The sequence below is a fragment of the Bradyrhizobium sp. ORS 111 genome (assembly GCF_045571485.1).
GTDB lineage: Bacteria > Pseudomonadota > Alphaproteobacteria > Rhizobiales > Xanthobacteraceae > Bradyrhizobium.
On record NZ_CP120701.1, the window covers coordinates 4,452,953 to 4,478,996 of the forward strand.

Here is a 26,044-nt window from a genome sequence, read left to right on the forward strand (position 1 = left end):
ATCGTGGTCGTCTCGATTACTCAATCGCGCATAGTCTTGATTCGGCCCGGTCGTAGCCGACTAAGCCCCGGCGAAACGGCAGCCGTTGTCACGCCAATATACAGGGTTTCAAAATCCTGCAATGGCGTTCTTTGCCCATCCGTTGGGGTTCAGCTACCATACTTCCCAAGCCTTGACTACACGCCTGAACCGGCTCCCGAAAACGGCCTTTCGCCGCATTGCGAGAGCCAGTAAGCAGCTCAAATCATAGCCATTCCACCATTGACGTGAATCGTCTGTCCGGTGACGTAACCGGCTTCGTTGGACGCCAGATAGACCGCAGCGGCAGCGATGTCTTCGGGCGTCCCGAGTCGCGCCGCAGGAACCTTCGCCAGGATCGTTTCGCGCTGCTTCTCGTTGAGCGCGTCCGTCATCGGCGTCTTGATGAAGCCTGGCGCGATGCAGTTGGCGGTGACGCCGCGCTTGGCATATTCGGCGCCCAGCGTCTTGATCAGGCCGATGATGCCGGCCTTCGAGGCGGTGTAGTTGCCCTGTCCCGGATTGCCGGTGACGCCGACGATCGAGGTGATCGCGATGATGCGGCCGAAGCGCTTGCGCATCATCAGCTTGGTCGCGGCGCGCGCGAGCCGGAAGGTCGCGGTCAGATTGACCGCGATGACATCATCCCAATCCTCGTCGCGCAATTGCACGAACAGATTGTCGCGCGTGATGCCGGCGTTGGCGACGAGAATGTCGACCTGCCCCATCGCCGCTTCTGCGGCCGGCACCAATGCCTCGACCTCGTCCTTGCTGGAGAGATTGCAGGGCAACACATGAACGCGGCCGCCGAGCTTGGCGGCAAAGCCGTCCAGCACCTCGCGCCGCGTGCCCGAGATCGCCACGGTTGCGCCCTGTGCGTGCAGCGCCTGCGCGATCGCGCCGCCGATGCCTCCGGTCGCACCCGTGACGAGCGCCGTCCTGCCAGTCAGATCAAACATCGAACTCTCCTCTCGGCCGCTTACGCCGAAGCCGCCAATGCATCCTTGGCCGCAGCAATATCGTTCGGACCGCCGACCGACACGCCGACGGCACCGTCGGCGATGCGCTTGACGAGCCCGCTCAGCACCTTGCCGGCGCCGAGCTCGAAGAACCGCGTCACGCCCTGCCCTGCCATATAGGCAACCGACTCGCGCCAGCGCACGGTGCCGGTGACCTGTTCGACCAGGCGGCGGCGAATCTCGTCGGGATCGGTGATGGCGGAGGCCAGCACGTTGGAGACGAGCGGCGCCGCGGGCGCCTTGATGGTGACGCCGGCCAGCGCCTGCGCCATCGCGTCGGCCGCCGGCTGCATCAGCTTGCAGTGGAAGGGCGCCGACACCGGCAGCAGCATCGCGCGCTTGGCGCCCTTGGCCTTGGCGATTTCGACCGCGCGATCCACGGCGGCCTTGTCGCCGGACACCACGACCTGTCCGCCGCCATTGTCGTTGGCGGCCTGGCACACCTGCCCCTGCGCGGCTTCGTCGGCGACGGCCACGGCCGCCTCATAGTCGAGACCGAGCAGCGCGGCCATCGCGCCGGCGCCCACCGGCACCGCCTTCTGCATCGCCAGGCCGCGGGTGCGCAGCAGGCGCGCGGTGTCGCTGACGGTGAGACTGCCGGCCGCGGCCAGCGCCGAATACTCGCCGAGCGAGTGGCCGGCGACGAAGGCAGCGTCGCGGCCGACCGAAAAGCCGGCTTCGCTCTCCAGCACGCGCAACGTTGCGATCGAGACCGCCATCAGCGCGGGCTGCGCATTCTCGGTGAGCTGCAGCGTCTCGCCCGGTCCGTCCCAGATGATCGCGGTCAGCTTCTCACCGAGCGCGGAATCGACCTCGTCGAACACCGCCTTGGCGACCGGAAAGGCCTCGGCCAGGGCCTTGCCCATCCCGACCGCCTGCGAGCCCTGCCCGGGAAACGTAAATGCTGCCGTCATCGGCGCTCCCTACCTAGTTGAGCGAGATCTTCCCTGGCAAACGCCCTGCGTCTGCTGCGGGGGAGAACGGTATCCGCGTCGCGCGAAAAATGCCTCGGCGGGTCCGGACGATGCCTTGCACCGTGTCGCGGACCGGGCCGTAAGACACTGACGGAGGCCGCCGTGTCAAGCCGCGCCGAAGGAACCCTGGGGATGCCCGTCGATCTGTTGGGCTAGAAACCGCCGGCGTTCTGGTCGGCGTTAACCTTGGCGCCCGCCCTCGCCCGGCGGGCGCTGTTGACCAGTTGCCCGGGGCGATCCTCATGGTCGGGCCTGCCGGTCGCAAGCCGCAGCACCGCGGCATAGCCCGGCTGCACCTCCATCCGGCCGGCGTAGCGGCTCCTGCTCAGGATGCGATGGACACGCGGCAGGTTGTAGCAGGGCACGTAAAACAGCAGATGATGTTCGAGATGGTAGTTCACGTAGTAAGGCGCGATGAACAGGCGCTCGAGAAAGTTCGCGCGTGTGGTGCGGGTATTGCGCAAGGGATCTGAGCTATCGGGCACGACAGCATGTTCGGCGATGTTGCGGATCCGCGTGATCACCATCATCCAGGTGAGAAGCGGCACCAGCCACAGCAGCGGATAGGCCCACCACACGCCGGCCGCAGCGAGGCCCGCGAACAGCACCGCGTTGGTCAGGCATTGCGGTCCGAGCTTGTCCCAAAAGTTCGCGGCGCGCCGCGCCAACGGCCATTCCCTCGGCCCGAGCGCGTTGAGCAGTTGCGCCTTGCGCTGCTGGTAGCCGGTCTGGCCGGTGATATCGCGGAGGAATTTGCGGCGATAGCTCAGCCGCGTGATCGGAAACGGCGCCGACAGCACGAGGTCGGGATCGTCCTCCTGTTGCGTCCGCGCGTGATGCTGCAGGTGATAGCGGCGATATCCGCGGGTCTCGGCGAAGATCGGATAGGCGCAAAACCATTGGCTCAGCGCGAGGTTGGTCTTTTCATCTGCCGACAGGCAGCCATGCGCACCGTCATGCATCAGGATCGCAAGCCCGAGCTGGCGCGAGCCGATGATCGCCACAGCGAGGAGATAGGTCAGCGGATTGGGCCACCATGCGACGAGCGCGATCGCGCCCAGGATCAGCGCCCAGGCGTGCGCGATCAGCGCAATACCCTTCCATGTCACGCGCCGCCGGACCGCAACCAGCTCGTCTTCGGTCAGGAACTCGCGGGCACGCATGCGAAGCGCGGTCATGTGCTCGTCTCCCCGTCCGATGAGGGTGAAGTGGCGGAGTCGCCGACCAGGCGAAGCCGCGCGGCCTCGTGCGGCGCTGTTGCCGTTGCCTGCTCGCCGAGCGCGCGCAAGAGTTCGCGGCACATCTCGTCGGCCGCCCGGCCCATCGCAAAACCTTCGACGATCACGCCGATCGCGACCGCCCAGAATCGCCGCGAGCTCTCCTCGGGCGCGCGCAGCGTTCGCCAACCGTGCCGCTCGACCTGGCCTGCATAGGCACGCGCACCTTCACTGTGCAAACGCTCGATGGTGCGCTCGACCAGCGGTGCGAGGTCTTGTCGGCGCCTGGTCAGGGTCAAGGCTTCGGCGAAGAAGGCAACGGTATCCGTCGCGGTCACGGTCTCGGCCAGCGCATGCGTGTAGTCGCGCGGGGTGTGGGCTTCGAGGGCGGCCTGCTCGGTCGCGCGCGCCAGGTAGAGCATGTCGCGGCAGGCGGCCTCGACGAACAACGCCTCCTTGGTGCGGAAGTAATAGGTGATCTGGCTCGGAAAGGCGTCCGCCGCCGCAGCGATGTCGGAGATCGAGGTGCCCGACAGTCCGCGCTCCTTGAACAGGCGGCTGGCGCCATCGAGCAGCAGCGAGCGCATCTTGCGGCCGGCCGACCGCGTCGCGCGGACCGCGTGCTTCGGATCGGGCGCAGGCATGTCGGCAGCGGTTTCCGAACCCATGATCGTCCTCCCGGAGCATATTTGTATGATATACAAACAAAGAAATCAACGGGAAATCGCGTGAGGATCGCGCTGAGGTGGTCTGCCGCGGGCGCGCCTTTGTGAGAGACATCCGCACGGGCCAAGAACCCTTGCCTTCGCGGCCAAAATCCGTATAAAGCGCGCCATCCGTGGGCCCCGGCCGGGAGCTGAACGGACGGTCTCAGCAAATTCACCAGTTGATTTTGATGTGGCAGGGCCAGTCGGCCCGTCGTCCCGTGCTTCCGCCTTCTGAGCAGCATCGAGTCCTTTCCGAAGGTCTCGAAGGGCTTGTCGCCGGGAACCGCGCCAACACTAGGAAAGGACATCCATGCCTCTTTACGAGCATGTCTTCCTCGCGCGTCAGGACGCGAGCACCCAGCAGGTCGATGAACTGACCACCCAGGTCACCGGTATCGTCGAACAGGGCGGCGGCAAGGTCACCAAGACCGAGAATTGGGGCGTGCGCTCCCTCACCTACCGCATGAACAAGAACCGCAAGGCGCACTTCGTGCTGATGAACATCGACGCACCGTCGGCTGTCGTCACCGAGATCGAGCGCCAGGAGCGGATCAACGAAGACGTCATCCGCTATCTGACCGTGCGCGTCGAAGAGCACGAGGAAGGTCCGTCGGCGATGATGCGCAAGGCCGACCGTGACCGCGAGCGCGATGACCGCGGCGGCGGCTTCCGCGGCGACCGCGATGGTGGCGGGTTCCGTGGTGATCGTGGCCCGCGCCGTCCGCGCGATGAAGACGCAGCGACCGAGGAGTAAAGAATCATGGCTGACGCTGGTGCCCGCCGTCCGTTTTTCCGTCGCCGCAAGTCCTGCCCGTTCACGGGCGCGAATGCGCCGAAGATCGACTACAAGGATTCCAAGCTGTTGATGCGTTACGTCTCGGAGCGCGGCAAGATCGTGCCGAGCCGCATCACGGCGGTGTCCGCCAAGAAGCAGCGTGAGCTCGCCCGCGCCATCAAGCGCGCGCGGTTCCTCGGCCTCTTGCCCTACGTGATCAGGTAATCGCCTTCGGCCGGCGGCGCGCGTCGCCGGCCGCTTGTCTTCATAAGGCTTCCGGGTCGTCCGGTCGCCGATGGTTGGGGCTCTCGCAAGACCGCCTCTAACCGCTCGAAAGGAGCGGGACAGCTGATGATCGGAATATTCATCGTTGCAATTGCGGCCGCCGCTGCGTCGGCCTTGATGTTCGCCTCGATCATTTCGGGCGCGCTGATCTCATTGCTGCTGTTCTATCTGGCGCCGTTGCCGCTGATGGTGACGTCGCTCGGCTGGGGTCCGCTCGCCGCCGCGATCGGCGGTATCATCGCCTCCGGATGCGTCGGTGCGATCCTTGGCCTTCCCTATGGGATCGCCTTTGCGACGATGGTTGCCCTGCCCGGCTGGTGGCTCGGCCATCTCGCGCTGCTCGGCCGGCCGATTGCCGCCGCCCCCACCGGCGGTGCCGCGGAAGCCGCGCCTCCTCAGCTCGAATGGTATCCGGTCGGCCGCATCCTGATCTGGGTGGCAGCCTTCGCGGTGGTGACCACCGCCGGCGCGCTGTTGACGCTCGGTTGGGACGCCCAGACGATTGCCGCCGAGCTGCGACGCGGCCTCCTGAAGGTCTTCAGCGCCGGCAACGCGCAGCCCAGCGACGAGATCGAACACTTCGTCAAGCTGCTGGTCGTCGTCGCGCCGATGGCGGCAACGGTTGTCGCGATGGTCACGCTGACGGTGAACCTGTGGCTCGCCGCCAAGGTCACGCAGACCTCGGGCCGGCTGAACCGGCCATGGCCGGAGCTGCGCTCGACGACGCTGCCGCCGATGACGCTGGTCGCGCTGCTGGTGGCGCTCGGCCTCAGTTTCGTCGGCGGCCTTCTCGCCATCGTGGCGCAGCTCGTGACGACCGCGCTGATCATCGCCTACACGCTCGTCGGTTTCGCCGTGCTGCACACGGTGACGCTGTCGCTCACCAGCCGCAGCTTCTGGCTCGCCTGCGCCTACACCGCCGTCGTCGTGTTCACCTGGCCGATCGTCGCGCTGGTGGCGCTCGGCATCGCCGATGCGCTGTTCGGTTTGCGACAACGCTATCTGCGCAGCCGGCCGCCGCCGCTGCCGGCATCCTGAGATTCGAACCAACCGCTCAACCCGATACTTAGCACCTAAAGGAGAACGAAAATGGAAGTCATTCTGCTGGAGCGCGTCGCCAAGCTTGGCCAGATGGGCGAGATCGTCCGCGTCAAGGACGGGTATGCCCGCAACTTCTTGCTGAAGCGCGGCAAGGCGCTGCGCGCCACTGCCGACAACCGCGCCAAGTATGACGGCATGAAGGCCGAGCTCGAGGCCAACAACATCAAGGCCAAGGGTGAAGCCGCCAAGGTCGCCGAGAAGATCGACGGCCGCGACATCGTCATCATCCGCCAAGCCTCCGAATCCGGCCAGTTGTTCGGCTCGGTGTCGGTGCGCGACATCGTCGCGGCGCTGGCCGCCGATGGCGTCACGGTGACCCGTCCGCAGGTCTGGCTGGACTCGCCGATCAAGGTGATCGGCCAGCAGAAGGTCACGATCGCGGTGCATCCGGAAGTCGAAGCCAGCGTCGCCGTGACGGTCGCCCGCTCCGCCGACGAGGCCGAGCGGATCAAGCGCGGCGAGGACATCTCGACCCGTCAGGAAGACCAGGACGCCGCCGCCGAGGCACTTGCCGCCGCCGGCGAATTCTTCGATCCGGAAGCCCAGCACGACGAGGTCGAGCCGGCGCCGGCCACCGAAGAGCAGAAGTAAGCCCGTCTCCGCCACCCAACCGACTGAAGCCCGGCCTGATCAGGCCGGGCTTTGGATTCGTGCCGCGGCCGCGTCGTTGAGCATCGCAATCGACGCCAACGCCGTCGCCGTGTGCTTTTCCTTGCCGTCGATCACGCAGAACACGTCGGCCGCGACCACCGCGACCTGACGCCCCGGCTTGACCACCCGCGCGCGGCAGATCAGGCGATCGCCCGACGCCGGCGACAGCAGGTTCAACTTGTACTCCGCCGTCAGCGCCGGCTGGCCGCGCGACGTCGCTGCTGCAATCGTCGTGGCGTTGTCGACCAGAAACGCCGTCACCCCGCCGTGAAACAGGCCGTGCTGCTGCAACAGTTCGGGGCGCCGATCGACCGCGAGCGTGCAGGCGCCGCGCGACAGCTCGGCCAATTCCGCACCGACATGGCCCATGAAGCCCTGCCGGCCGACGTTGTCGCGGATCCGTGCCGCGATCGGCGCGAAGTCCGGATCGGTTTCGTTCATGACGTTTCTCCTGTTTGCTCCGCCGCTCCCGGCGCCACCACCGCGCGGATTGCGCAGGCGATCAGCGTCTCGACCTGGTCCCGCGGGTCGCTGCGGTCGCGGCCCGACAGATAGGCCCGGCAGAAGATCTGCGCCGGACCGATGATCTGGCTGAAGAACAGCACCGCGCTCATCGGCAGCAATTCGCCGCGGGCGAGCAGCGGCGCGCGCCAGCGCTCGATCCCCTCGGCCAGCCGCGAGTTCTCGGTGCGCTGCGCGCCGCGCACCTCCTCGCCCCATTCGCTGCGGGAAATCTCGAACAGGAAGCGCGCCTCGCGCCGGTTGTTCACGACCCAATCGAGATGGGCGCGGATCAGCCGCGCGACGCCCTCGCGCGCGCCGCAGGATGTACCGACCGAGGTGATGATCGCGGCGTGGTAGCTCTGCAGGACCTCCAGAAAGAGAGTTCCGGCCAGCTCCTTCTTCGAGTTGAAAAAGTGGAAGAAGCTGCCGTTGGAGGCCCGCGCCCGATTGCGGATCGCGGCAACCGTCGCGCCTTCGAAGCCGTCCCGATCGAACACCGCCAATCCCGCTTCCAGCAGATCCTCGCGCGCTGTGCTCACCTGCTCGTCCTCGTCACTAGATCAACACTCTAGAGTGCTACTCTAGTGATGGTCAAGAATTTGCCCGGCCTGCGAGGGCCGGGCTTTGGCGATTGCTACTTCGACGCCGAACCTTCGGGGGTTCCGGCCGGCGTCGGGGCCGGTGCGGCAGCCGTGGCCGGCGCGGGCGAAGCAGCCGCAGCCGGGCTCGGGGTTGGCACAGGCGCGGCAGCCGCCGGAGCCGGTGTCACCGGCGGGACGGGGTCGGCGCGCAGCGGCGTCGATTCGCCGCCGGTGCCGTCCTTGGGCGCATCGACCTTGGCGCTGTCCGACTTGTCCGCCTCCGACTTGTCCGGTCCCGATTTCGCGTTCGCCGCCGGCTTGTCGCTGTCGACCTTCTCCTGACCCTTGGCGGCCTTGGGCTCGTCCTTCGGCGTGTCGCCCTTCGCAGCGTCGTCGGGCTTCTCCTCGATGTGCTTGCCGCGGCGGCCGAGCTTGTGGCGGGACGGCCTCTCCTCACCGGCGGCCGGCGGCTCACCCTCGGCGGCAGGCTTGACGCCCTCCGGCGCCTCGCTCGGACGGGCCATGCGCTTGCCCTTGCGGCCGGCACGTCCCTCGGCCGGCGTCGCCCCGTCGGCATCGGGCCTCGCAGCCTCCTGCGAAGCGGCGCCCGGATGCGGCTTGTGGCCGGCGCGCTCGGATGGCTCCGCCGGCTGCCTCGCCTCGCGGTCATCCCTGCCCTCTCTGGCCCCCTTGGGCTTGTCCTTGGCCTGGTAGCGGGGGTCGTTGGCGCCGTTGGAAATCAGATAGGACGCGAGCACTCCGGCCATGTCGCTGGACGTCGTGTAATGCTGGCGCAGGAAGCCCGGCAGCGAGGACGCCGGCACGGTCTTCAGCAGGCCGCGCGGACTTTTGTGACACGCGGTGCAGGTGCTCGAGAAGATTTGGGAGGGGCTCTTGCCGGCCTCGAGGTTTTGCGCTTGCGCAGATGCTGCCGAGAAGCAGCCAACCAGAAGCGTCACCGTCGCCAGACTGAGGGCTCGGCTCAACATCCTTTAAGTCTCCAAATTCCGGAAAATCGCCGCCAGGGATCCATGGGCTGCGGCGGGTCACCTTTTATCCGATTATCTCGCGAATGGAAGCGCATCCGTGACGCACACACGGTATTGTCACATTTCGGAATATCGGCTTTGACCACAATGCAGTAGCGCGATCTAATTCCGCGCCTATCTTTCTAATGATGGGGACACGCTGGGGCACCCCGCTCCGGTGGTGTCGGGCGCAAGCAGCTTGCCGTTCCGTTGGTGTATCGATGGATCGATTGTTGCGATATTTCTTGGGGCAGTTCGTTCGGCGCGGTTCGATCACGTTCACGACCGCAAGCGGAATGAGGTTCACCTGTGGCGACGGCACCGGGGTTCCGGTGGCGGTACGCTTCACGAGCACCGCGGCCCAGGCGCGCGTTCTCCTTGATCCTGAGCTCTATCTCGGCGAAGCCTACATGGACGGCACGTTCGTGGTGGAGCAAGGCACCATCGCGGATGCACTGGCGGTCCTGATGGGCCAGGCCGATATGCTGCCGAACTACGCCCGGCTGCAGTCGGGCCTGCGTTTTCTCGGACGGCGCATCCAGCAGCTCAACGTCCGCGGCCGGTCCAGGAACAACGTCGCCCGCCACTACGATCTCGACGGACGCCTCTACTCACTCTTTCTTGACGCCGACAAGCAATATAGTTGCGCCTACTTCGAGACGCCTGATGCGGCGCTGGACGATGCCCAGCTCGCCAAGAAGCGTCATCTGACCGCCAAGCTGCTGGTGCGGCCGGGCGACCGGGTCCTCGACATCGGCTCCGGCTGGGGCGGACTGGGACTCTACCTTGCCGAGATGACCGGCGCCGACGTCACCGGCGTCACGCTGTCGACCGAGCAGTTGCAGATATCCAATGCCCGCGCCGCCGAGCGCAACCTCGCGCAATCGGCGCGTTTCCTGCTCCAGGACTACCGCGACATCCCCGGCCCGTTCGACCGCATCATCTCGGTCGGCATGTTCGAGCATGTCGGCGTGGCCTTCTACGAGACCTTCTTCAAGCGCTGCGCCGAGCTTTTGAGCGACGACGGTGTCATGATGCTACATTCGATCGGCCGCTCGACCGGGCCTGATGTCACCAGCCCCTGGATCAGGAAATACATTTTCCCGGGCGGTTACATCCCGGCGCTCTCCGAAGTCATGCCAGCAATCGAGAAGGCGGGCCTCCTGGTCTGTGACATGGAAATCCTGCGCCTGCACTACGCCGAGACACTGAAGGCGTGGCGCGACCGGTTCATGGCGCGTCGCGAGGAAGCCGTCCGGCTGTACGACGAGCGCTTTGCCCGGATGTGGGAGTTCTATCTGGCAGCGTCGGAGATGTCGTTCCGCGTGCAAAACATGATGAACTTCCAGCTCCAGCTCACCAAGCGGCAGGGCATCGTGCCGATGACGCGGGATTATATCGGCCGCGAGGAAGCGCGGCTGCGGCTGAAGGAGGCGGATGCCGCCAAGCCCCGCCTGCAACTCGCCGGCGAGTAAGTCTCACGAAAAAGACGGAGCCGCCAGAGCGTTTTCGAGCGAACTGGATACCGGTTCGCGTGAAGAAAACGCGTCAAAACAAGAATCTAGAGCTTCGGTTCTGATTCAATCAGAACCGCAAATGCTCTAGTTGCGCAGGCTGTAGGCCGATCCGTAATGGGCGAAGGCCGACGCAGGGCGCGCCAGATGGGCTGAAACCGCTGAGATCAGCTTGGGGTCGCACGGGACGCTGCGGATCTCCGGACGAACGGCCTGCTCCATGGCGTCGACCAGCGTCGCCAACCAGCGCCGGTCGAGGCTCTTCGCCGGACCGACCACAAACCGCGATGTCTGAAACTCCTGCGCCATCGTCGCCGTATCTTCGCTGAGTGACAACAACCCGGAAACCGCCAGCCAGTTCCCGCCACCATGCCGCAAATAAAATGCGACTGGTGTGACCTGCTTCACAGAAACCCTGCCCGGCCCGTCGTAGTGGTCGGGCATGAATCGCCAAACTTACCGATCAATGTTGGACCCGCAGCGCGATATCGTGACCGACTACGCCCTGATCGCAACCGGCGTGGCGGCAGCCTTGATCGCACTGGCCTTCCTTATCCTGGTCTGACGAATCAGAACCAACGGACGCCTCGCCTCCTGATGGGTGCGCCGGCCCGAGAAAAGGTTCAGGCCGCGCCCAACTTTCAGCGATGACGACGCCGTACCGCCGTCCCCTGCCCGCCTTTTCGACAAATCGCAGTCAAGCCGAATGCGTCCGCCGGTCGTCGATTCACACACCGCGTTGTGTGAATCGGGCATAAGGCGCATCTCGTCTTTCGCTTCGTGCCGGGCTGGCGCTTGATCGCGGCCCCACATCCGAAAATCGCAGTAACGACGAAATCAGAAGAATAAGCTCGTCCATGGCCTTGATTGATTCGAACGTCCACCAGCTCGCGCCCGACGCCGGAGCACCGGCGTACCGGAGTGCACCGCACAACATCGAAGCGGAACAGAGCCTTCTGGGCGCGATCCTGGTCAACAACGACGCGTTCTACCGGGTCTCCGATTTCCTGGAGCCGAAGCACTTCTTCGAAACCATCCACCAGCAGATCTACGAGACGGCCGCGAGCCTGATCCGGATGGGCAAGGTCGCGACCCCGATCACGCTGAAGACCTTCCTGCCGGCCGATCTCGACATCGGCGGCATGACGGTCAGCCAATACCTCGCCCGGCTCGCCGCCGAGGCAACCACCATCATCAACGCCCAGGATTACGGCCGCACGGTCTATGATCTCAGCCTGCGCCGCGACCTGATCCGGATCGGCGAAGAGATCGTCAACGTCGCCTATGAGGCGCCGGTGGACTTCGCGCCCCGCGCCCAGATCGAGGATGCCGAACGGCAGCTTTACTCTCTGGCCGAGACCGGCCGCTATGACGGCGGCTTTCAGCGCTTCTCGCAGGCCCTCACGGTTGCCGTCGACATGGCGGCGAAGGCGTTCCAGCGCGACGGCAAGCTGTCGGGCATCTCGACCGGCCTGCGCGACCTCGACGCCAGGATGGGCGGCTTGCAGCCCTCCGACCTCATCGTGCTCGCTGGCCGTCCCGGCATGGGCAAGACCTCGCTGGCCACCAACATCGCCTACAACATCGCGAAGGCCTATGTGCCGGAGGTGCAGGCGGACGGCACCACCAAGGCCGTCAACGGCGGGGCCGTCGGCTTCTTCTCGTGCGAAATGAGCGGCGAGCAGCTCGCCACCCGTATTCTAGCCGAGCGCACCGGCATCCCCTCGAGCCTGATCCGCCGCGGCGGCATCACCGAGATGGACTTCGAGAAGATCCGCGACTGCTCGATCGAGCTGCAATCCTTGCCGTTCTATGTCGACGAGACCGGCGGCCTGTCGATCTCGCAGCTCACCGCCCGCGCCCGCCGGCTGAAGCGGCAGAAGGGCCTCGACCTGATCGTGATCGACTACATCCAGCTTCTGCAAGGCTCGGGCAAGCGCGGCAGCGACAACCGCGTCCAGGAAATCACCGAGATCACCACCAGCCTGAAGGCGCTGGCGAAGGAGTTGAACGTCCCCGTCATCGCGCTGTCGCAGCTCTCGCGTCAGGTCGAAAACCGCGACGACAAGCGGCCGCAGCTCTCCGACCTTCGTGAATCCGGCTCGATCGAGCAGGATGCCGACGTCGTGATGTTCGTCTATCGCGAGGAATACTATCTCGCGAACAAGGAGCCGCGCCCCGGCACCCCCGAACACGAGAAGTGGCAGACCGAGATGGGCCTCGCCCACGGCAAGGCCGAAGTCATCATCGGCAAGCAGCGCCACGGCCCCACCGGAACCGTCGAGCTGCACTTCGAAGCCAGCGTCACCCGGTTCGGCGATCTCGCGCCCGACGGCCAAGTCCCGGATCGCGGCTACTAACGCGCTGCCGCGGTTGAACGCTCGAAGTCTCGCGCGTACAACTGACGCATGAACATCGTGACCGACGCGAAATCCCAGCTCACGCCCGAAGCCAACCCGCTGGCGGCCCATCCGGCCGCCACCGGCATCCTCACCGTCGATCTCGACGCCATCGTCGCCAATTGGCGCAAGCTCGAGAAGACCGCGGTCCCGGCCGAATGCGCCGCCGTGGTCAAGGCCAACGCCTATGGCTGCGGCGCCGAGCAAGTCTCGCGCGCGCTCGCCAATGCCGGCTGCAAGACCTTCTTCGTTGCCACCGTCGACGAGGCCGCCGTCGTGCGCGCGGCGGCCCCCCAGGCCACCATCTATTCGCTCGGCGGCTTCTTCCAGAACACCGGCGACCGTTACGCCAAGATCGATTGCAAGCCTGTGATCGGCGATCTCAACGAGCTCGCCGAATGGGACGTGTTCTGCCGCCGTTCGGGCTGGTCCGGCGGCGCGGCCATCCATATCGATACCGGAATGAACCGGCTCGGCCTCACGGTCAGCGAAGCGCAGGGCATCATTCCGCGCATCAACGCCGGCGACCACGGTATTGCGCTGGTGATGAGCCACCTCGTCGCTGCCGAGCAGCTCAACAACCCCACCAATGCCAGGCAGCTTGCCACCTTCCGCGAGATCGCAAGCCTGTTTACGGGCGTGCCAGCCTCGCTGGCGAACTCGTCCGGCGTCTTCCTCGGCCCGCATTTCCAGTTCGACATCGTTCGTCCCGGCTGCGCGCTCTATGGCGTCAATCCGACGCCGGAGGCCGACAACCCGATGCAGCAGGTGGTCGATCTCAAGGCGCGCATCGTGCAGATCCGCAATATCGATCGCGGCGAGACGGTCGGCTATGGCGGCACCTGGACGGCGCGGCGGCCGACCCGGCTTGCCATCGTCTCGGCCGGCTATGCCGACGGCTATTTCCGGGCCGCCAGCGCCAATGACGGCACCCGCGGCGCCGAGGTCATCGTCGCCGGCAAGCGCTGCCCGATCGCGGGGCGTGTCTCGATGGACCTGATCGCGGTCGACATCACCGATCTCGACAAGAACGCCGCGCGCCGCGGCCACATGGTGACGCTGATCGGCGAAGGCATCACCGTCGACGAGGTCGCGCATCATTTCGGCACGATCGGCTATGAGGTGCTGACCAGCCTCGGCCGCCGCTTCGCGCGGGTCTACAAGGGCGGCGGCGCCGTCGCGCAGCCGGTCGCGCCGCCGCCGGCATCCGTCGCGGCATCGAGCTGAGCGCGGAAAGGTTCGCGATCGCCTGACCGCATGAAGATCGCGACCTTCAACATCAACAACATCAATCGGCGCCTGCCGAACCTGCTGCGCTGGCTGCGCGCGGCGAAGCCCGACGTCGTCGGCCTGCAAGAGCTCAAGGCGAGCGAGGCCGAGTTTCCGCAGACTGCGATCGAGACAGCCGGCTATGGCGCGGTGTGGCAGGGACAAAAGACGTGGAACGGCGTTGCCATCCTCGCACGCAACACCGAGCCGGTGCTGATCCGCACTGCCCTGCCCGGTGACCGCGACGATCATGAGGCCCGCTACATCGAGGCCGCAGTGCGTGGCATCGTCGTCACCAGTCTCTATTTGCCGAATGGCAATCCGCAGCCCGGGCCGAAATTCGACTACAAGCTCGCCTGGTTCAAGCGGCTGCGCGCGCACGCCGCAAAGCTGCTCAAGCAGGACGTTCCGGTCGTGCTCGCCGGCGACTACAATGTCGCGCCTGATACGTTCGACATCTATCCGACCCGCTCCTGGGACAAGGATGCGCTGATCCAGCCGCAAAGCCGCGCCGCGTTCAAGGCGCTGGTCGATCAGGGCTGGTGTGATGCGATCCGCACGCTGCATCCCGACGCGCCGATGTTCACCTTCTGGGACTACAAGCGCAACCGCTGGCCCCGCGATGCCGGCTTGCGGCTCGATCATCTGCTGCTCAGCCCCGCGCTGGCGGCACGGCTCACCACAGCCGGCGTCGATCGCGACATCCGCGGCGAAGACGGCGCCAGCGACCATGCGCCGGCGTGGGTGGTGTTGAAGTGACGGTGCTTGCCGGCCCTGGGCCCCGATGGCACTGTCGTCCCTGCGAGAGCACTAGGGCATCTACATGTCTTCCGGAGTCTTCTCAACGACTTAGCTTAGCAACGCAGAGAAACGCCGCACTTTTGCTAAGCTCTGCTCGCGAAATGGCGTCATCGAGTGGCAAGCAAGTCCTTGATCGAGAGTCACTTTTCGGTCCGGAAAAGATGTGTAGATGCCCTAGTGCTTTCGCAGGGACGACAGTGAATATGTGGTTCGGCCGGTGAGTCATGCTTCCGCATTCTCGCGACATGATTTGCCCAAGGCTGACGCGGGGGCTTGCGCCATCGGGCAAATCGGTGGCAGGGGGTATCACCTCGCCGGAGCACGCGCGTGGGCTACCTCTTCGTCCTCATCGTCGGCCTGGTCGCAGGCACCATTTCCGGCATTGTCGGCACCGGCTCGTCGATCATGCTGATGCCGGTGCTGGTCTATCAGTTCGGGCCGAAGCAGGCCGTGCCGATCATGGCGGTTGCCTCCGTGATGGCCAATCTCTCTCGCATCCTTGCCTGGTGGCGCGAGGTCGACTGGCGCGCCTGCGCGGCCTACTCCATCACCGGCATTCCGGCGGCAGCGCTCGGCGCGCGGACGCTGCTCGTCTTGCCCTCGCGCGTCGTCGACGTCGCGATCGGGGCGTTCCTGATCGCGATGGTGCCGGTGCGGCACTGGCTGGCGCGGCACAGGCTGCGGGCCAGGCTCTGGCACCTCGCAGTCGGCGGCGCCGTGATCGGCTATCTCACCGGCATCGTGGTCTCGACCGGGCCGCTCAGCGTGCCGCTGTTCCTGTTCTACGGCCTGTCCCGTGGCGCATTCCTCGCCACCGAGGCAGCAAGCTCGCTCGGGCTCTATGTCAGCAAATCGGTGACGTTCGAGCGCTTCGGCGCACTCACCGCCGCCGTGGCGCTGAAGGGCCTGATCGCCGGCGCGTCGCTGATGGCCGGCGCCTTCATCGCCAAGCGCTTCGTGCTGCAGATGAAGCCCGAGGCGTTTCGCCTGCTGATGGACGGCATCATGCTGATCGCCGGCGCGACACTGCTGTGGTCGGCCGTCTCGCACTGAGTCCGCGCTGCTCTGGGCGACACGCTACGGCGGGCGGCCGGAGCGCGGATCCTCTCCAACCGATCCCCCGCGGTCCGGCAGGTGCCAATCATTGATGGATCGTGTTCGCCAGCCGAACCGTGTTATGCACGCTGCTCGACAGTGCGACTCACCTACCGATGGCCAAGAACACTCTCTCCTTCGTCTGCCAGAACTGCGGCGCGGCGTATAATCGCTGGCAGGGCAAGTGCGACGCCTGCGGCGAGTGGAACACGCTGGCCGAGGAAGACACCTCGGGCTCCGTGCCGGTCTCGATCCGCAGCAAGCGCAAGGGCCGCACATTCGCGCTGGAGTCGCTGTCCGGCAAGACCCAGGACGCCCCGCGCCTCTCCTCCGGGATGGCTGAGCTCGATCGCGTCACCGGCGGCGGCCTCGTGCGCGGCTCGGTGCTCCTGGTCGGCGGCGATCCCGGGATCGGCAAGTCGACGCTGCTGACGCAGGCGACCAGCATGATGGCGCGCGCCGGGCATCGGGTGGTCTACATCTCCGGCGAAGAGGCGGTGGCGCAGGTGCGGCTGCGGGCCGACCGGCTCGGCCTCGCCGACGCGCCAGTGCAATTGGCGGCGGAAACCTCGGTCGAGGACATCGTCTCGACGCTGTCGGAAGGCATCGTCCCGCGCCTGATCGTGATCGACTCGATCCAGACCATGTGGACTGACACCGTCGAGTCCGCGCCCGGCACCGTCACCCAGGTCCGCGCCTCGGCGCAGGCGCTGATCCGGTTCGCCAAGAAGACCGGGGCCGCGATCATCCTCGTCGGCCACGTCACCAAGGACGGCCAGATCGCGGGTCCTCGCGTGGTCGAGCACATGGTCGACGCCGTGCTCTCCTTCGAGGGTGAAGGCTCGCAACAGTTCCGCATCCTGCGCTCGGTGAAGAACCGCTTCGGCGCGACCGACGAGATCGGCGTGTTCGAGATGACCGGGCTCGGCCTGCGCGAGGTCACCAACCCATCCGAATTGTTCCTTTCTGAGCGCGACCTCGGCAGCCCCGGCACGGCGGTGTTCGCCGGCATCGAGGGCACGCGGCCGGTGCTGGTCGAGTTGCAGGCGCTGGTGGCGCCGACCTCGCTCGGCACGCCGCGCCGCGCCGTGGTCGGCTGGGACCCGAGCCGGCTGTCGATGGTGCTGGCGGTGCTGGAAGCCCATTGCGGGGTGAAACTCTCCGGCCACGACGTCTACCTCAACGTCGCCGGCGGGTTGCGCATCCAGGAACCGGCGGCGGACCTCGCCGCGGCGGCCGCATTGGTCTCCTCGCTGGTGAACGCCCCGCTGCCGACCGATGCGGTCTATTTTGGCGAGATTTCGCTCTCCGGCGCGATCCGCCCGGTGGCGCAGACGCCGGCCCGGCTGAAGGAGGCCCTCAAGCTCGGCTTCGGCCGCGCGATCCTGCCGGAATCGGCCCGGGGCGAGACGAGCGGCGACGCCGGGCTGTCGCTCAACAGCGTCGGCAATCTGACAACGCTGGTCGCCGAAATCGCCGCACGCGGTACGCCAAGAGGCGACCGGGGAACACCGAGGGGCAATCGGGCTGCGCCACGGGGCGACCAGGATGGCCCCGCGGGCTCTGATCCGGCTGAGAAAAATGCCACACCGGCCCGATTCCGTCGGGAGACCAGCTAAACCGGGCGTGACGTCTTAGCCCCCCGCCGCTATACATCCGCCGCGCGGGACAGGTGGCTCTCCGGCCTTGCCGGACGCACCCGATGCGCCTCAGTTAGGACGGCACCGACATGCCGATTCGCGAGAGCCATTAACAGCGTACCCAACGTACCAGCGGACCTGACCAGCCGATGCCCATAACGATACTTGATCTCGTCCTGCTCGGGGTGATGCTGATCTCGGGCCTGCTTGCCATGGTGCGCGGCTTCATGCGCGAGATCCTGTCGATCGCCGCCTGGGGCGCCGCGGCGCTGGTGACGCTGTATGCGTTCTCGAAGCTGCTGCCGACCGCCAAGACCTACTTCAATAACGACACGGTCGCGGCCATCGTCGTGGTGGCCGGCACCTTCATCGGCACGCTGATCGTGGTCTCCGTGATCACGGTGCGGATCTCCGACATGATCCTGGATTCACGGATCGGCGCGCTGGACCGGACGCTGGGCTTCCTGTTCGGCCTGGCCCGCGGCCTCCTGATCGTGGTCGTGGCGTTCATGTTCTTCACCTGGCTGGTCCCGGACAAGCAGCGGCCGGACTGGGTGAGCGGGGCGAAGTCCCGGGTGGTGCTGCAGGGAACCGGGGATTGGCTGATGTCGCTCTTGCCTGACGACCCCGAGAACACCATCTTAAAGAAGTTCAAAAAGAATAAGCCGGACGACGATTCTGCTGCTGATCCCGATCAGGCGACCACGCCTGCGTCGGGCGACGGCTATAGCAAACCTGCCCGCGACAGCCTTAAAAAGCTGATCGAGAAACCCGCAGGCCATTGACGCAGGCAACTGACTTTGACGGGCCCCAACGAGAGGCGATGAGCGAGATGCAGACCCCTTCCGATCACGCCGACCAACTGGATCTCGACCTCGGCCCGATCGAATTGCAGGATGATCTCCGACACCCTGATCTGGATGGCGACACGCTCCGCGAAGAATGCGGCGTGTTCGGCATCTTCGGCAACCCGGACGCCGCCGCCATCACCGCACTCGGCCTGCACGCCCTGCAGCATCGCGGTCAGGAAGCCGCCGGCATCGTCTCCTTCGACGGCAGCCGCTTCCATTCCGAGCGTCGCCTCGGCCTCGTCGGCGATACCTTCTCGCGCCGCGAAGTGATCGAGCGCCTGCCCGGCAGCGCCGCGGTCGGCCACGTCCGCTATTCGACGACCGGCGCCACCATCCTGCGCAACGTGCAGCCGCTGTTCGCCGAGCTCAATGCCGGCGGTTTCGCGGTCGGCCACAACGGCAACCTCACCAATGCTCTCACCTTGCGCCGCGAGCTCGTGAAGGGCGGCGCGATGATGCAGTCGACCACCGACACCGAGGTGATCCTGCATCTGGTGGCGCAGTCCAAGCGCGCCCGCTTCATCGACCGCTTCATCGAGGCGCTGCGCGCGATCGAAGGCGCCTACGCGCTGGTCGCGCTGACCAACAAGAAGCTGATCGGCGCGCGCGACCCGCTCGGCATCCGCCCGCTGGTGCTCGGCGATCTCGACGGACGCCCGATCCTGACCTCGGAGACCTGCGCGCTCGACATGATCGGCGCCAAATATGTCCGCGACATCGAGCCCGGCGAGATCATCGTGTTCGACGATCATGGCGCGCACAGCCACAAGCCATTCCCGCCGAAGCCGGCGCGGCCCTGCATCTTCGAATACATCTATTTCGCCCGGCCGGATTCCATCGTCGGCGGCCGCTCGGTCTATGACGTGCGCAAGGCGTTCGGCGCGCAGCTCGCGCGCGAGAGCCATCCCGACGTCGATGTGGTGGTGCCGGTGCCGGACTCCGGCGTGCCCGCCGCGGTCGGCTACAGCCAGTATTCCGGCGTGCCGTTCGAGCTCGGCATCATCCGCAACCACTATGTCGGCCGCACCTTCATCCAGCCGACCCAGAGCGTGCGCGAGCTCGGCGTGCGCATGAAGCATTCGGCCAACCGCGCCGCGATCGAGGGCAAGCGCATCATCCTGATCGACGACTCGCTGGTGCGCGGCACCACCTCGAAGAAAATCGTCCGCATGATGCGCGACGCCGGCGCCCGCGAGGTGCATTTCCGCCTTGCCTCGCCGCCGATCCTCTATCCCGACTATTACGGCATCGACCTGCCCGACCGCGGCGGTCTCTTGGCCGCGACCCATTCGCTCGAGGAAATGCGCGAGATCATCGGCGCCGACTCGCTGGCGTTCCTGTCGATCGACGGCATGTACCGCGCAATGGGCTATCAGGGCCGCGATCCTGCCAACCCAAAATTTGCCGACCACTGCTTCACCGGCGCCTATCCGACCCACCTCACCGACCAGAGCGACGTCGAGCCCGCGCCGCGCCAGCTCTCGCTGCTCGCGGAGGCAAGCTGAGCCTGCTCACGGTGTCGTCCCGGCGAAGGCCGGGACCCATCACCACCGGCCCATCTGGCTGGGGCGGTGTCAGACACCAACAGTTTCTTCCATTGCCGCCGTCACGGCGTATGGGTCCCGGCTTTCGCCGGGACGACGATTTGTGAGACTCTCTTCCATGACAAAACCCCTCGCCTCCCGCATCGCCCTCGTGACCGGCGCCTCGCGCGGCATCGGCTATGCCACCGCGATTGCGCTCGCCCAGGCCGGCGCGCATGTCGTGGCGGTGGCGCGGACGCAAGGCGGGCTCGAGGAGCTCGACGACGAGATCCGCAAGGACGGCGGCAGCGCCACGCTGGTGCCGCTCACTCTGACCGACTACGAGGGCATCGCGCGGCTCGGGCTGGCGCTGCACGAGCGCCACGGCAAGCTCGACATCCTCGTCGGCAACGCCGGCGTCGCCGGGCCCTCCTCGCCGCTCGGCCATATTGAGCTGAAGCCGTGGAACGACGTAATGGCGGTGAACGTCACCGCGAACTTCCAGTTGATCCGCTGCATGGACCCGCTGCTCAAGCAGTCCGATGCCGGCCGCGCCGTGTTCGTCACCTCGGGCGCGGCCTACAAGGCCAACGCCTATCTCGGCCCCTACGCGGCATCGAAAGCCGCCCTCGAGGCGCTGGTGCGCTCCTGGGCCAACGAGACTGCCAACACGAATTTGCGCGTTAACCTGTTCAGCCCCGGCCCGATCCGCACGCGGATGCGGGCTGCGGTGTTTCCCGGCGAAGACCCGATGACGCTCGATACGCCCGAGATGGCCGCCGAATTCATCGTGCCGATGTGCGCGCCCGACTGGACCGAGACCGGCAAGCTCTACGACTACAAGGCCCGCACGCTGCGGAATTTCCAGCCGCCGGCGTAGCTGTCCGGCCGCGCCACACCCGCGGTCGTCATCCCCGCGAATGCGGGGATCGCGTATTCCAGAGGCGATTGCGGTTGAATCGAGAAGCCGCAGCGTACTGGATCGCCCGGTCATGGCCGGGTGATGACGCCTTTTTTGACGCATCTGCTTGCCTTTCCTAATGCAATTGACTCAGCTCCCTCCCCACGATTGACTGCCGTCCCAGCGGGACACCCGCCAAGAAAAATCTCGGGAGGCACCGATGACGCCGACGCTCAATCGCGCGCGCTTCAAACTGTCCGGCTTGATTGTCTCCGCCTGCATCGCATCTTCAGCCCTTCTCGCTCCGCTCAACTCCGCCAACGCCGCCGACATCCCGACCTTCGCGGTCGATACCTCCTGGCCCAAGCAGCTTCCGAACAACTGGATCCTCGGCCAGATCGGCGGCATCACCGTCGACTGGCAAGGGCATATCTGGGTGATCCATCGCCCGCGCTCGCTCACCGAAAACGAGAAGGCCGCGAGCCTGACGCCGCCGCGCGCCAAATGCTGCGTGCCCGCCCCGCCGGTGCTCGAGTTCGACGCCGACGGCAATCTGCTGCGCGCCTGGGGCGGTCCCGGCGCCGGCTATCAGTGGGTCGGCCGCGAGCACGGCATCGTGGTCGACGAACACGGCTTCGTCTGGATCGGCGGCAATGCCGACGACGACAGCGCGATCCTGAAGTTCTCGCTCGACGGCAAATACCTCGGCCAGATCGGCAAGATCGCGCCGCGCACCAACAGCAACGACACCACGCAGCTCGGCAAGCCCGCCGGCATCGCGATCGACAAGGCGGCCGATGAGCTCTACGTCGCCGACGGCTACGGCAACCGCCGCGTCATCGTGTTCGATGCGACGACGCTCGCCTACAAGCGGCACTGGGGCGGTTACGGCAACCGCCCGAACGACGACCCGCAGCCGCCCTACGATCCCGGCGGGTCGCCGCAGCACCAGTTCGGCAATCCCGTGCACTGCATCAAGCTCTCCAATGATGGGCTGGTCTATGTCTGCGATCGCAGCCAGGACCGTGTCCAGGTCTTCAAGACAGACGGCACCTTCGTGAAGGAATACTTCTACGAGAAGAAGACGCGGGGCGACGGCGCGGTGTTCGATCTCGCGCTGTGGCCCGATCCGAAGCAGACCTATCTCCTGAACGCAGACGGTGCCAACAACGAGATCCGCGTGGTCAAGCGCGAGGACGGCAGCGTGGTCGGCACGTTCGGTCACAGCGGCCGCAATGCCGGCCAGTTCGCACTGCTGCACGTGATGGCCGTCGACCAGAACGGCAACATCTACACCGGCGAGGTCGACGGCAAACGCATCCAGAAATTCAAGCTGACGTCGGGCGCGCTGAAATGAAAGATGAAAGCCGGATGACGCCGCGAGTGGCATCCTGCGGCTTTATACGGATTGCCCATGGCCTCCCGACAAGGTAAGTGGGAACCGCGACGACCGGCACGAAGGCTCCATCTCAAGAGGGCCGCCCGGATCATTCACAGTGGAGGGAATTGCTTATGACGACGACGCTTGCGCGGCGCTGTGCCGTGCTACTCGCCTGCGCCGCACTCACCGTCACGACTTCTGCGTTGGCCCAAGACAAATTGGACAAGAACGTCAAGATCGGCGTGCTCAACGATATGTCGAGCCTCTATGCCGATATCGGTGGGGCGAACTCGGTGGCCGCGGCCAACATGGCGATCGAGGACTCCGGCCTCCGCGGCAAGGGCTGGAAGATCGAGCTGGTGAGCGGCGATCACCAGAACAAGCCCGACGTCGGCGTCAACATTGCGCGGCAATGGATCGACAACGAGAAGGTCGACATCATCACGGATACGCCCAACTCCGGCGTCGCGCTCGCAGTGAGCAATCTGGTCAAGGAAAAGAACTCGATCATGCTCAACTCCGGCGCTGCGACCGCCGACCTCACCGGCAAGGCCTGCAACGCCAATACGATCTCCTACACCTTCGACACCTACATGCTCGCCAACGGCACCGGCAAGGCGCTGACCAAGGCCGGCGGCGATAGCTGGTTCTTCCTCACCGCCGACTACGCCTTCGGCCACGCGTTGGAGCGCGACACCTCCGCGGTCGTGACCGCCAACGGCGGCAAGGTGCTCGGCGATGTCAAGCATCCGCTCAACACCGCTGACTTCTCCTCCTTCCTGCTGCAGGCGCAGGCCTCCAAGGCCAAGATCATCGGGCTCGCCAATGCCGGCGGCGACACTACCAACGCGATCAAGCAGGCTTCCGAATTCGGCATCACCGCCGGCGGCCAGAAGCTCGCGGCGCTGCTGCTGTTCATCAACGACGTGCACGCGCTCGGGCTGAAGATCGCGCAGGGCCTGACCTTCACCGAGTCGTTCTACTGGGACATGAACGACCAGACCCGCGCCTGGTCGAAGCGCTTCCAGAAGGTCTCGCCCAAGGGCACGATGCCCTCGATGACGGTCGCCGGCGTCTATGCCGGCATCCTGCATTACCTGAAGGCACTCGACGCAATGGGCGGCAATCCGCATGACGGCGCCAAGGTCGTCGCCAAGATGAAGGAGATCCCGACCGATGATCCCTTGTTCGGCAAGGGCCCGCTCCGGATCGACGGCCGCCGCATCATTCCGGCCTATCTGTTCGAGGTGAAGAAGCCCGAGGAGTCCAAATATCCCTGGGACTACTACAAGCTGGTCGCCACGATCTCGCCGGAAGACGCGGCCAAGCCACTCTCGGCCAGCGAGTGCCCGCTGGTGAAGAAGTGACGCCGTCGGCAGCGTAACGACATTGCCTAAAGCGTGATGAATTTAGATCGAGTCGGTTTTAGCGACGCATTCGGTTCACCTCTCCCCAACGGGGAGAGGTCGATTTGCGCAGCAAATCGGGTGAGGGGCTGCGGCGCTAACGAGAGACCGTAATCCCTCACCCGGCGCTGCGCCGTAGCCGAAGCAGCGCTTCGGCGTTCTCTTAAAGACGGCCGCCGAAGGCGGCCTATGCCTCTCCCAAGGGAGAGGTGAAGCACCGCCGCAACTCCAGCTCAACCTAAATTTATCGCGCTTTAGTTCAGCAACCGGGGCGGGTTGGCCTGCGCTAGTCCGCCCCGCACCGTTTCCTTCGCGCCTCGCATTCACACCGTCCCGTCGCGGCCGCCGCTGCCCGGCCGGCAAAAATAACGCACGCGCCCTGTCGGACGTGCGCCCTCGTCTTCGTCCTCGGAGCATTGATCAGCCAGCCCCGGAGCACGAGAGCGATGACCCAACCGGACAAGACGGCAGAAATCGAAATCAGGACACTGATCGATGCCTGGACGGACGCCGTCCGCAGGCACGACTACGCGGGCGTACTCGCCCATCACGATCAAGACATCGTGATGTTCGACGTTCCGCCGCCGCTCCAATCGCGCGGCTTGGACGAATATCGGAAGACGTGGGATCTGTTCTTCCGCTATCACAAGCCTTCGCACGCGTTCGATGTCGAGGAGATCGCGATCACAGCCGGCAATGACGTCGCCTTCGCCGTCGCGGTGATGCGATGTGGTCCTCCCGACGCCACGTTCCAGTTCAGGCTGACGATCGGATTGCGCAAGGTCGACGGCGCCTGGCGCATCACGCATGAGCACCATTCGGTGCCGGCAACCGATTAGCGCGTTGCGGCGACGCGCATGCCGAATTGTAGATTGTAGGGTGGGCGAAGCCGCGCTTGCGCCGTGCCCACCGTCAGCGGCGTGCTCGTCATGGTGGGCACGCTTCGCTTTGCCCACCCTACGGATTCTTGCGATGAAGCCGCTGCTCCGTTCATGACGGCCGTTTGCGCTTGTGGGCGAACGGATTGGCCTTCTCGCGCAGCGTGATCCGGACCGGCGTGCCCGGCAGATCGAACGCCTCACGCAGTCCGTTGGTGAGATAGCGCAGATAGGATTTCGGGATCGCATCGGCGCGCGAGCAGAACAGCACGAAGCTCGGCGGGCGCGCCTTGGTCTGGGTAATGTAGTTCAGCTTCAGCCGACGGCCCGAGACCGCGGGCGGCGGATTGGCCTGGATTGCCTGCTCAAACCAGCGGTTGAGCGCCGAGGTCGGCACGCGCCGGTTCCAGACCGCGTAGGCGTCCTGGATCGCCGTCATCAGGCGATCGATGCCCTCGCCCATCAGGCCGGACACCGCCACGATCGGCGCGCCCTTGACCTGCGGCAGCCAGTGATCGGCGTCAGTGCGCAGCGCCGAGATCTGGTTCGGCTTGCGCTCGACCAGGTCCCATTTGTTGACCGCGAGCACGATCGCACGGCCCTCGCGCTCGATCAGGTCGGCGATGCGCAGGTCCTGCTCCTCGAACCTGTTCTGCGCGTCCATCATCATCACGACCACCTCGGCGAAGCGCACCGCGCGCAAGGCATCGGCGACCGAGAGCTTCTCAAGCTTCTCCTCGATCCGCGAGCGGCGCCGCAGCCCGGCGGTATCGAAGATGCGGAATTCACGGCCCTGCCAGGTGATCTCGACCGAGATGGAATCCCGCGTGGTGCCGGCCTCGGGGCTGGTCAGCAGACGTTCCTCGCCGAGCAGATGGTTGATCAGCGTCGACTTGCCAGCATTGGGCCGGCCGACGATCGCAACCCGGATCGGGCGCTGCGCGGCCTCCTCCTCCGAGACGTCCTCCTCGTCCTCCACCTCGTCGTCATCCGCGGCGGCGCCCTCCGGCATCAACGCGCTCAAGGCGTCGTAGAGTTCGCCCATGCCCTCGCCATGCTCGGCCGAGATCTGCACGGGATCGCCGAGGCCCAGCGCATAGGATTCCATCGCCCCGATCTCGCCGTGCTTGCCCTCGGCCTTGTTGGCGACCAGCACCACCGGCTTGTTGGCGCGGCGGGCAAAATCGGCAAAGGCGCGATCGGTCGGCGTCAGGCCGACGCGGGCATCGATCACGAACATCAGGGCGTCGGCGAGCTCGATCGCGGTTTCGGTCTGCTCCTGCATCCGGGCGGTCAGCGAGCCCTTGGCGCCCTCGTCGAGACCAGCGGTATCGATGATGGTGAAGTCGAGATCGCCGAGCCGCGCCTGGCCCTCGCGGCGGTCGCGCGTCACACCCGGCTCATCGTCGACCAGCGCAAGCTTCTGCCCGACCAGCCGGTTGAACAACGTCGATTTGCCGACATTGGGCCGGCCGATAATGGCGATGGTGAAAGACATGGATCATCCAGGCGCGGTCCGAGACGCG

25 protein-coding genes are annotated in these 26,044 nt (G+C 65.8%); 16 read left to right on the forward strand and 9 right to left on the reverse strand.

Annotated features, from left to right (window positions below):
* Nucleotides 1-239: 239 nt before the first annotated feature.
* From fabG to P6U30_RS20835, 4 genes are all read right to left on the reverse strand, one after another.
* Nucleotides 240-977: a 3-oxoacyl-[acyl-carrier-protein] reductase gene (gene fabG, locus P6U30_RS20820; protein ID WP_407164800.1), complete on the reverse strand. Its 738-nt coding sequence runs from the start codon at nucleotides 975-977 to the stop codon at nucleotides 240-242.
* A 20-nt stretch (nucleotides 978-997) separates the two neighbouring features.
* Complete coding sequence (fabD, locus tag P6U30_RS20825) at nucleotides 998-1,951, reverse strand: ACP S-malonyltransferase (RefSeq protein ID WP_407164801.1); 954 nt, start codon at nucleotides 1,949-1,951, stop codon at nucleotides 998-1,000.
* A 212-nt stretch (nucleotides 1,952-2,163) separates the two neighbouring features.
* Nucleotides 2,164-3,189: a fatty acid desaturase family protein gene (locus tag P6U30_RS20830; protein WP_407164802.1), complete on the reverse strand. Its 1,026-nt coding sequence runs from the start codon at nucleotides 3,187-3,189 to the stop codon at nucleotides 2,164-2,166.
* On the reverse strand, nucleotides 3,186-3,896 hold the full coding sequence (locus P6U30_RS20835) for a TetR/AcrR family transcriptional regulator C-terminal domain-containing protein (protein ID WP_407164803.1): 711 nt from the start codon (nucleotides 3,894-3,896) through the stop codon (nucleotides 3,186-3,188). The genes P6U30_RS20830 and P6U30_RS20835 overlap by 4 nt, the downstream gene beginning before the upstream one ends.
* Before the next feature lie 349 nt (nucleotides 3,897-4,245).
* Here P6U30_RS20835 and rpsF point away from each other — a divergent pair, with 349 nt between their 5' ends.
* From rpsF to rplI, 4 genes are all read left to right on the forward strand, one after another.
* Nucleotides 4,246-4,689 carry a 30S ribosomal protein S6 gene (gene rpsF, locus P6U30_RS20840; protein ID WP_407146607.1) on the forward strand — a complete coding sequence of 148 codons (444 nt, stop codon included), beginning with the start codon at nucleotides 4,246-4,248 and terminating at the stop codon, nucleotides 4,687-4,689.
* 6 nt (nucleotides 4,690-4,695) lie between these two features.
* A complete protein-coding gene (gene rpsR, locus P6U30_RS20845; protein WP_016844287.1) occupies nucleotides 4,696-4,935 on the forward strand; it encodes a 30S ribosomal protein S18 in 240 nt (79 codons plus the stop codon).
* A gap of 126 nt (nucleotides 4,936-5,061) precedes the next feature.
* Nucleotides 5,062-6,033, forward strand: coding sequence for a DUF2232 domain-containing protein (locus P6U30_RS20850; protein ID WP_407164804.1), 972 nt, complete (start codon nucleotides 5,062-5,064; stop codon nucleotides 6,031-6,033).
* A gap of 51 nt (nucleotides 6,034-6,084) precedes the next feature.
* Nucleotides 6,085-6,687 (forward strand): 50S ribosomal protein L9, encoded by a 603-nt coding sequence (gene rplI, locus P6U30_RS20855; RefSeq protein WP_407164805.1) that lies wholly within the window; start codon nucleotides 6,085-6,087, stop codon nucleotides 6,685-6,687.
* 39 nt (nucleotides 6,688-6,726) lie between these two features.
* Here the strand turns inward: rplI and P6U30_RS20860 are convergent, their stop codons facing one another.
* From P6U30_RS20860 to P6U30_RS20870, 3 genes are all read right to left on the reverse strand, one after another.
* Entirely contained in the window at nucleotides 6,727-7,188 is a 462-nt protein-coding gene (locus tag P6U30_RS20860; protein WP_407164806.1) for a PaaI family thioesterase, read from the reverse strand.
* Complete coding sequence (locus P6U30_RS20865; RefSeq protein ID WP_407164807.1) at nucleotides 7,185-7,790, reverse strand: TetR/AcrR family transcriptional regulator; 606 nt, start codon at nucleotides 7,788-7,790, stop codon at nucleotides 7,185-7,187. Before P6U30_RS20865 ends, P6U30_RS20860 begins: the two co-directional genes overlap by 4 nt.
* A 95-nt stretch (nucleotides 7,791-7,885) precedes the next feature.
* Nucleotides 7,886-8,821 carry a hypothetical protein gene (locus P6U30_RS20870; protein ID WP_407164808.1) on the reverse strand — a complete coding sequence of 312 codons (936 nt, stop codon included), beginning with the start codon at nucleotides 8,819-8,821 and terminating at the stop codon, nucleotides 7,886-7,888.
* Nucleotides 8,822-9,081: 260 nt separating this feature from the next.
* Here P6U30_RS20870 and P6U30_RS20875 point away from each other — a divergent pair, with 260 nt between their 5' ends.
* On the forward strand, nucleotides 9,082-10,335 hold the full coding sequence (locus P6U30_RS20875; RefSeq protein ID WP_407164809.1) for a class I SAM-dependent methyltransferase: 1,254 nt from the start codon (nucleotides 9,082-9,084) through the stop codon (nucleotides 10,333-10,335).
* A gap of 126 nt (nucleotides 10,336-10,461) precedes the next feature.
* On the opposite strand, the gene P6U30_RS20880 is transcribed toward P6U30_RS20875, so the two are convergent.
* Nucleotides 10,462-10,818: a hypothetical protein gene (locus tag P6U30_RS20880; RefSeq protein WP_407164810.1), complete on the reverse strand. Its 357-nt coding sequence runs from the start codon at nucleotides 10,816-10,818 to the stop codon at nucleotides 10,462-10,464.
* Between the two features lie 413 nt (nucleotides 10,819-11,231).
* Between P6U30_RS20880 and P6U30_RS20885 the strand changes: the two genes are divergently transcribed.
* From P6U30_RS20885 to P6U30_RS20935, 11 genes are all read left to right on the forward strand, one after another.
* Complete coding sequence (locus P6U30_RS20885; protein ID WP_407164811.1) at nucleotides 11,232-12,734, forward strand: replicative DNA helicase; 1,503 nt, start codon at nucleotides 11,232-11,234, stop codon at nucleotides 12,732-12,734.
* Nucleotides 12,735-12,782: 48 nt separating this feature from the next.
* A complete protein-coding gene (gene alr / locus P6U30_RS20890) occupies nucleotides 12,783-14,000 on the forward strand; it encodes an alanine racemase (RefSeq protein ID WP_407164812.1) in 1,218 nt (405 codons plus the stop codon).
* A gap of 30 nt (nucleotides 14,001-14,030) precedes the next feature.
* A complete protein-coding gene (locus tag P6U30_RS20895; protein WP_407164813.1) occupies nucleotides 14,031-14,801 on the forward strand; it encodes an exodeoxyribonuclease III in 771 nt (256 codons plus the stop codon).
* Between the two features lie 369 nt (nucleotides 14,802-15,170).
* A complete protein-coding gene (locus tag P6U30_RS20900; RefSeq protein WP_407164814.1) occupies nucleotides 15,171-15,896 on the forward strand; it encodes a sulfite exporter TauE/SafE family protein in 726 nt (241 codons plus the stop codon).
* 158 nt (nucleotides 15,897-16,054) lie between these two features.
* The gene (gene radA / locus P6U30_RS20905; protein ID WP_407164815.1) at nucleotides 16,055-17,557 is read left to right on the forward strand and encodes a DNA repair protein RadA; all 1,503 of its coding nucleotides are present in this window, start codon (nucleotides 16,055-16,057) and stop codon (nucleotides 17,555-17,557) included.
* A 170-nt stretch (nucleotides 17,558-17,727) separates the two neighbouring features.
* Entirely contained in the window at nucleotides 17,728-18,363 is a 636-nt protein-coding gene (locus P6U30_RS20910; protein ID WP_407146620.1) for a CvpA family protein, read from the forward strand.
* Nucleotides 18,364-18,410: 47 nt separating this feature from the next.
* Nucleotides 18,411-19,934 carry an amidophosphoribosyltransferase gene (gene purF, locus P6U30_RS20915; protein WP_407170500.1) on the forward strand — a complete coding sequence of 508 codons (1,524 nt, stop codon included), beginning with the start codon at nucleotides 18,411-18,413 and terminating at the stop codon, nucleotides 19,932-19,934.
* Between the two features lie 157 nt (nucleotides 19,935-20,091).
* Nucleotides 20,092-20,832 carry an SDR family NAD(P)-dependent oxidoreductase gene (locus P6U30_RS20920; protein ID WP_407164816.1) on the forward strand — a complete coding sequence of 247 codons (741 nt, stop codon included), beginning with the start codon at nucleotides 20,092-20,094 and terminating at the stop codon, nucleotides 20,830-20,832.
* A 241-nt stretch (nucleotides 20,833-21,073) separates the two neighbouring features.
* On the forward strand, nucleotides 21,074-22,210 hold the full coding sequence (locus P6U30_RS20925; protein WP_407164817.1) for a hypothetical protein: 1,137 nt from the start codon (nucleotides 21,074-21,076) through the stop codon (nucleotides 22,208-22,210).
* A 155-nt stretch (nucleotides 22,211-22,365) separates the two neighbouring features.
* A complete protein-coding gene (locus tag P6U30_RS20930) occupies nucleotides 22,366-23,601 on the forward strand; it encodes an ABC transporter substrate-binding protein (RefSeq protein ID WP_407146623.1) in 1,236 nt (411 codons plus the stop codon).
* A gap of 485 nt (nucleotides 23,602-24,086) precedes the next feature.
* A complete protein-coding gene (locus P6U30_RS20935) occupies nucleotides 24,087-24,479 on the forward strand; it encodes a nuclear transport factor 2 family protein (protein ID WP_407164818.1) in 393 nt (130 codons plus the stop codon).
* Nucleotides 24,480-24,630: 151 nt separating this feature from the next.
* Here the strand turns inward: P6U30_RS20935 and der are convergent, their stop codons facing one another.
* Nucleotides 24,631-26,016 (reverse strand): ribosome biogenesis GTPase Der, encoded by a 1,386-nt coding sequence (gene der / locus P6U30_RS20940; protein ID WP_407164819.1) that lies wholly within the window; start codon nucleotides 26,014-26,016, stop codon nucleotides 24,631-24,633.
* Nucleotides 26,017-26,044: the final 28 nt, after the last annotated feature.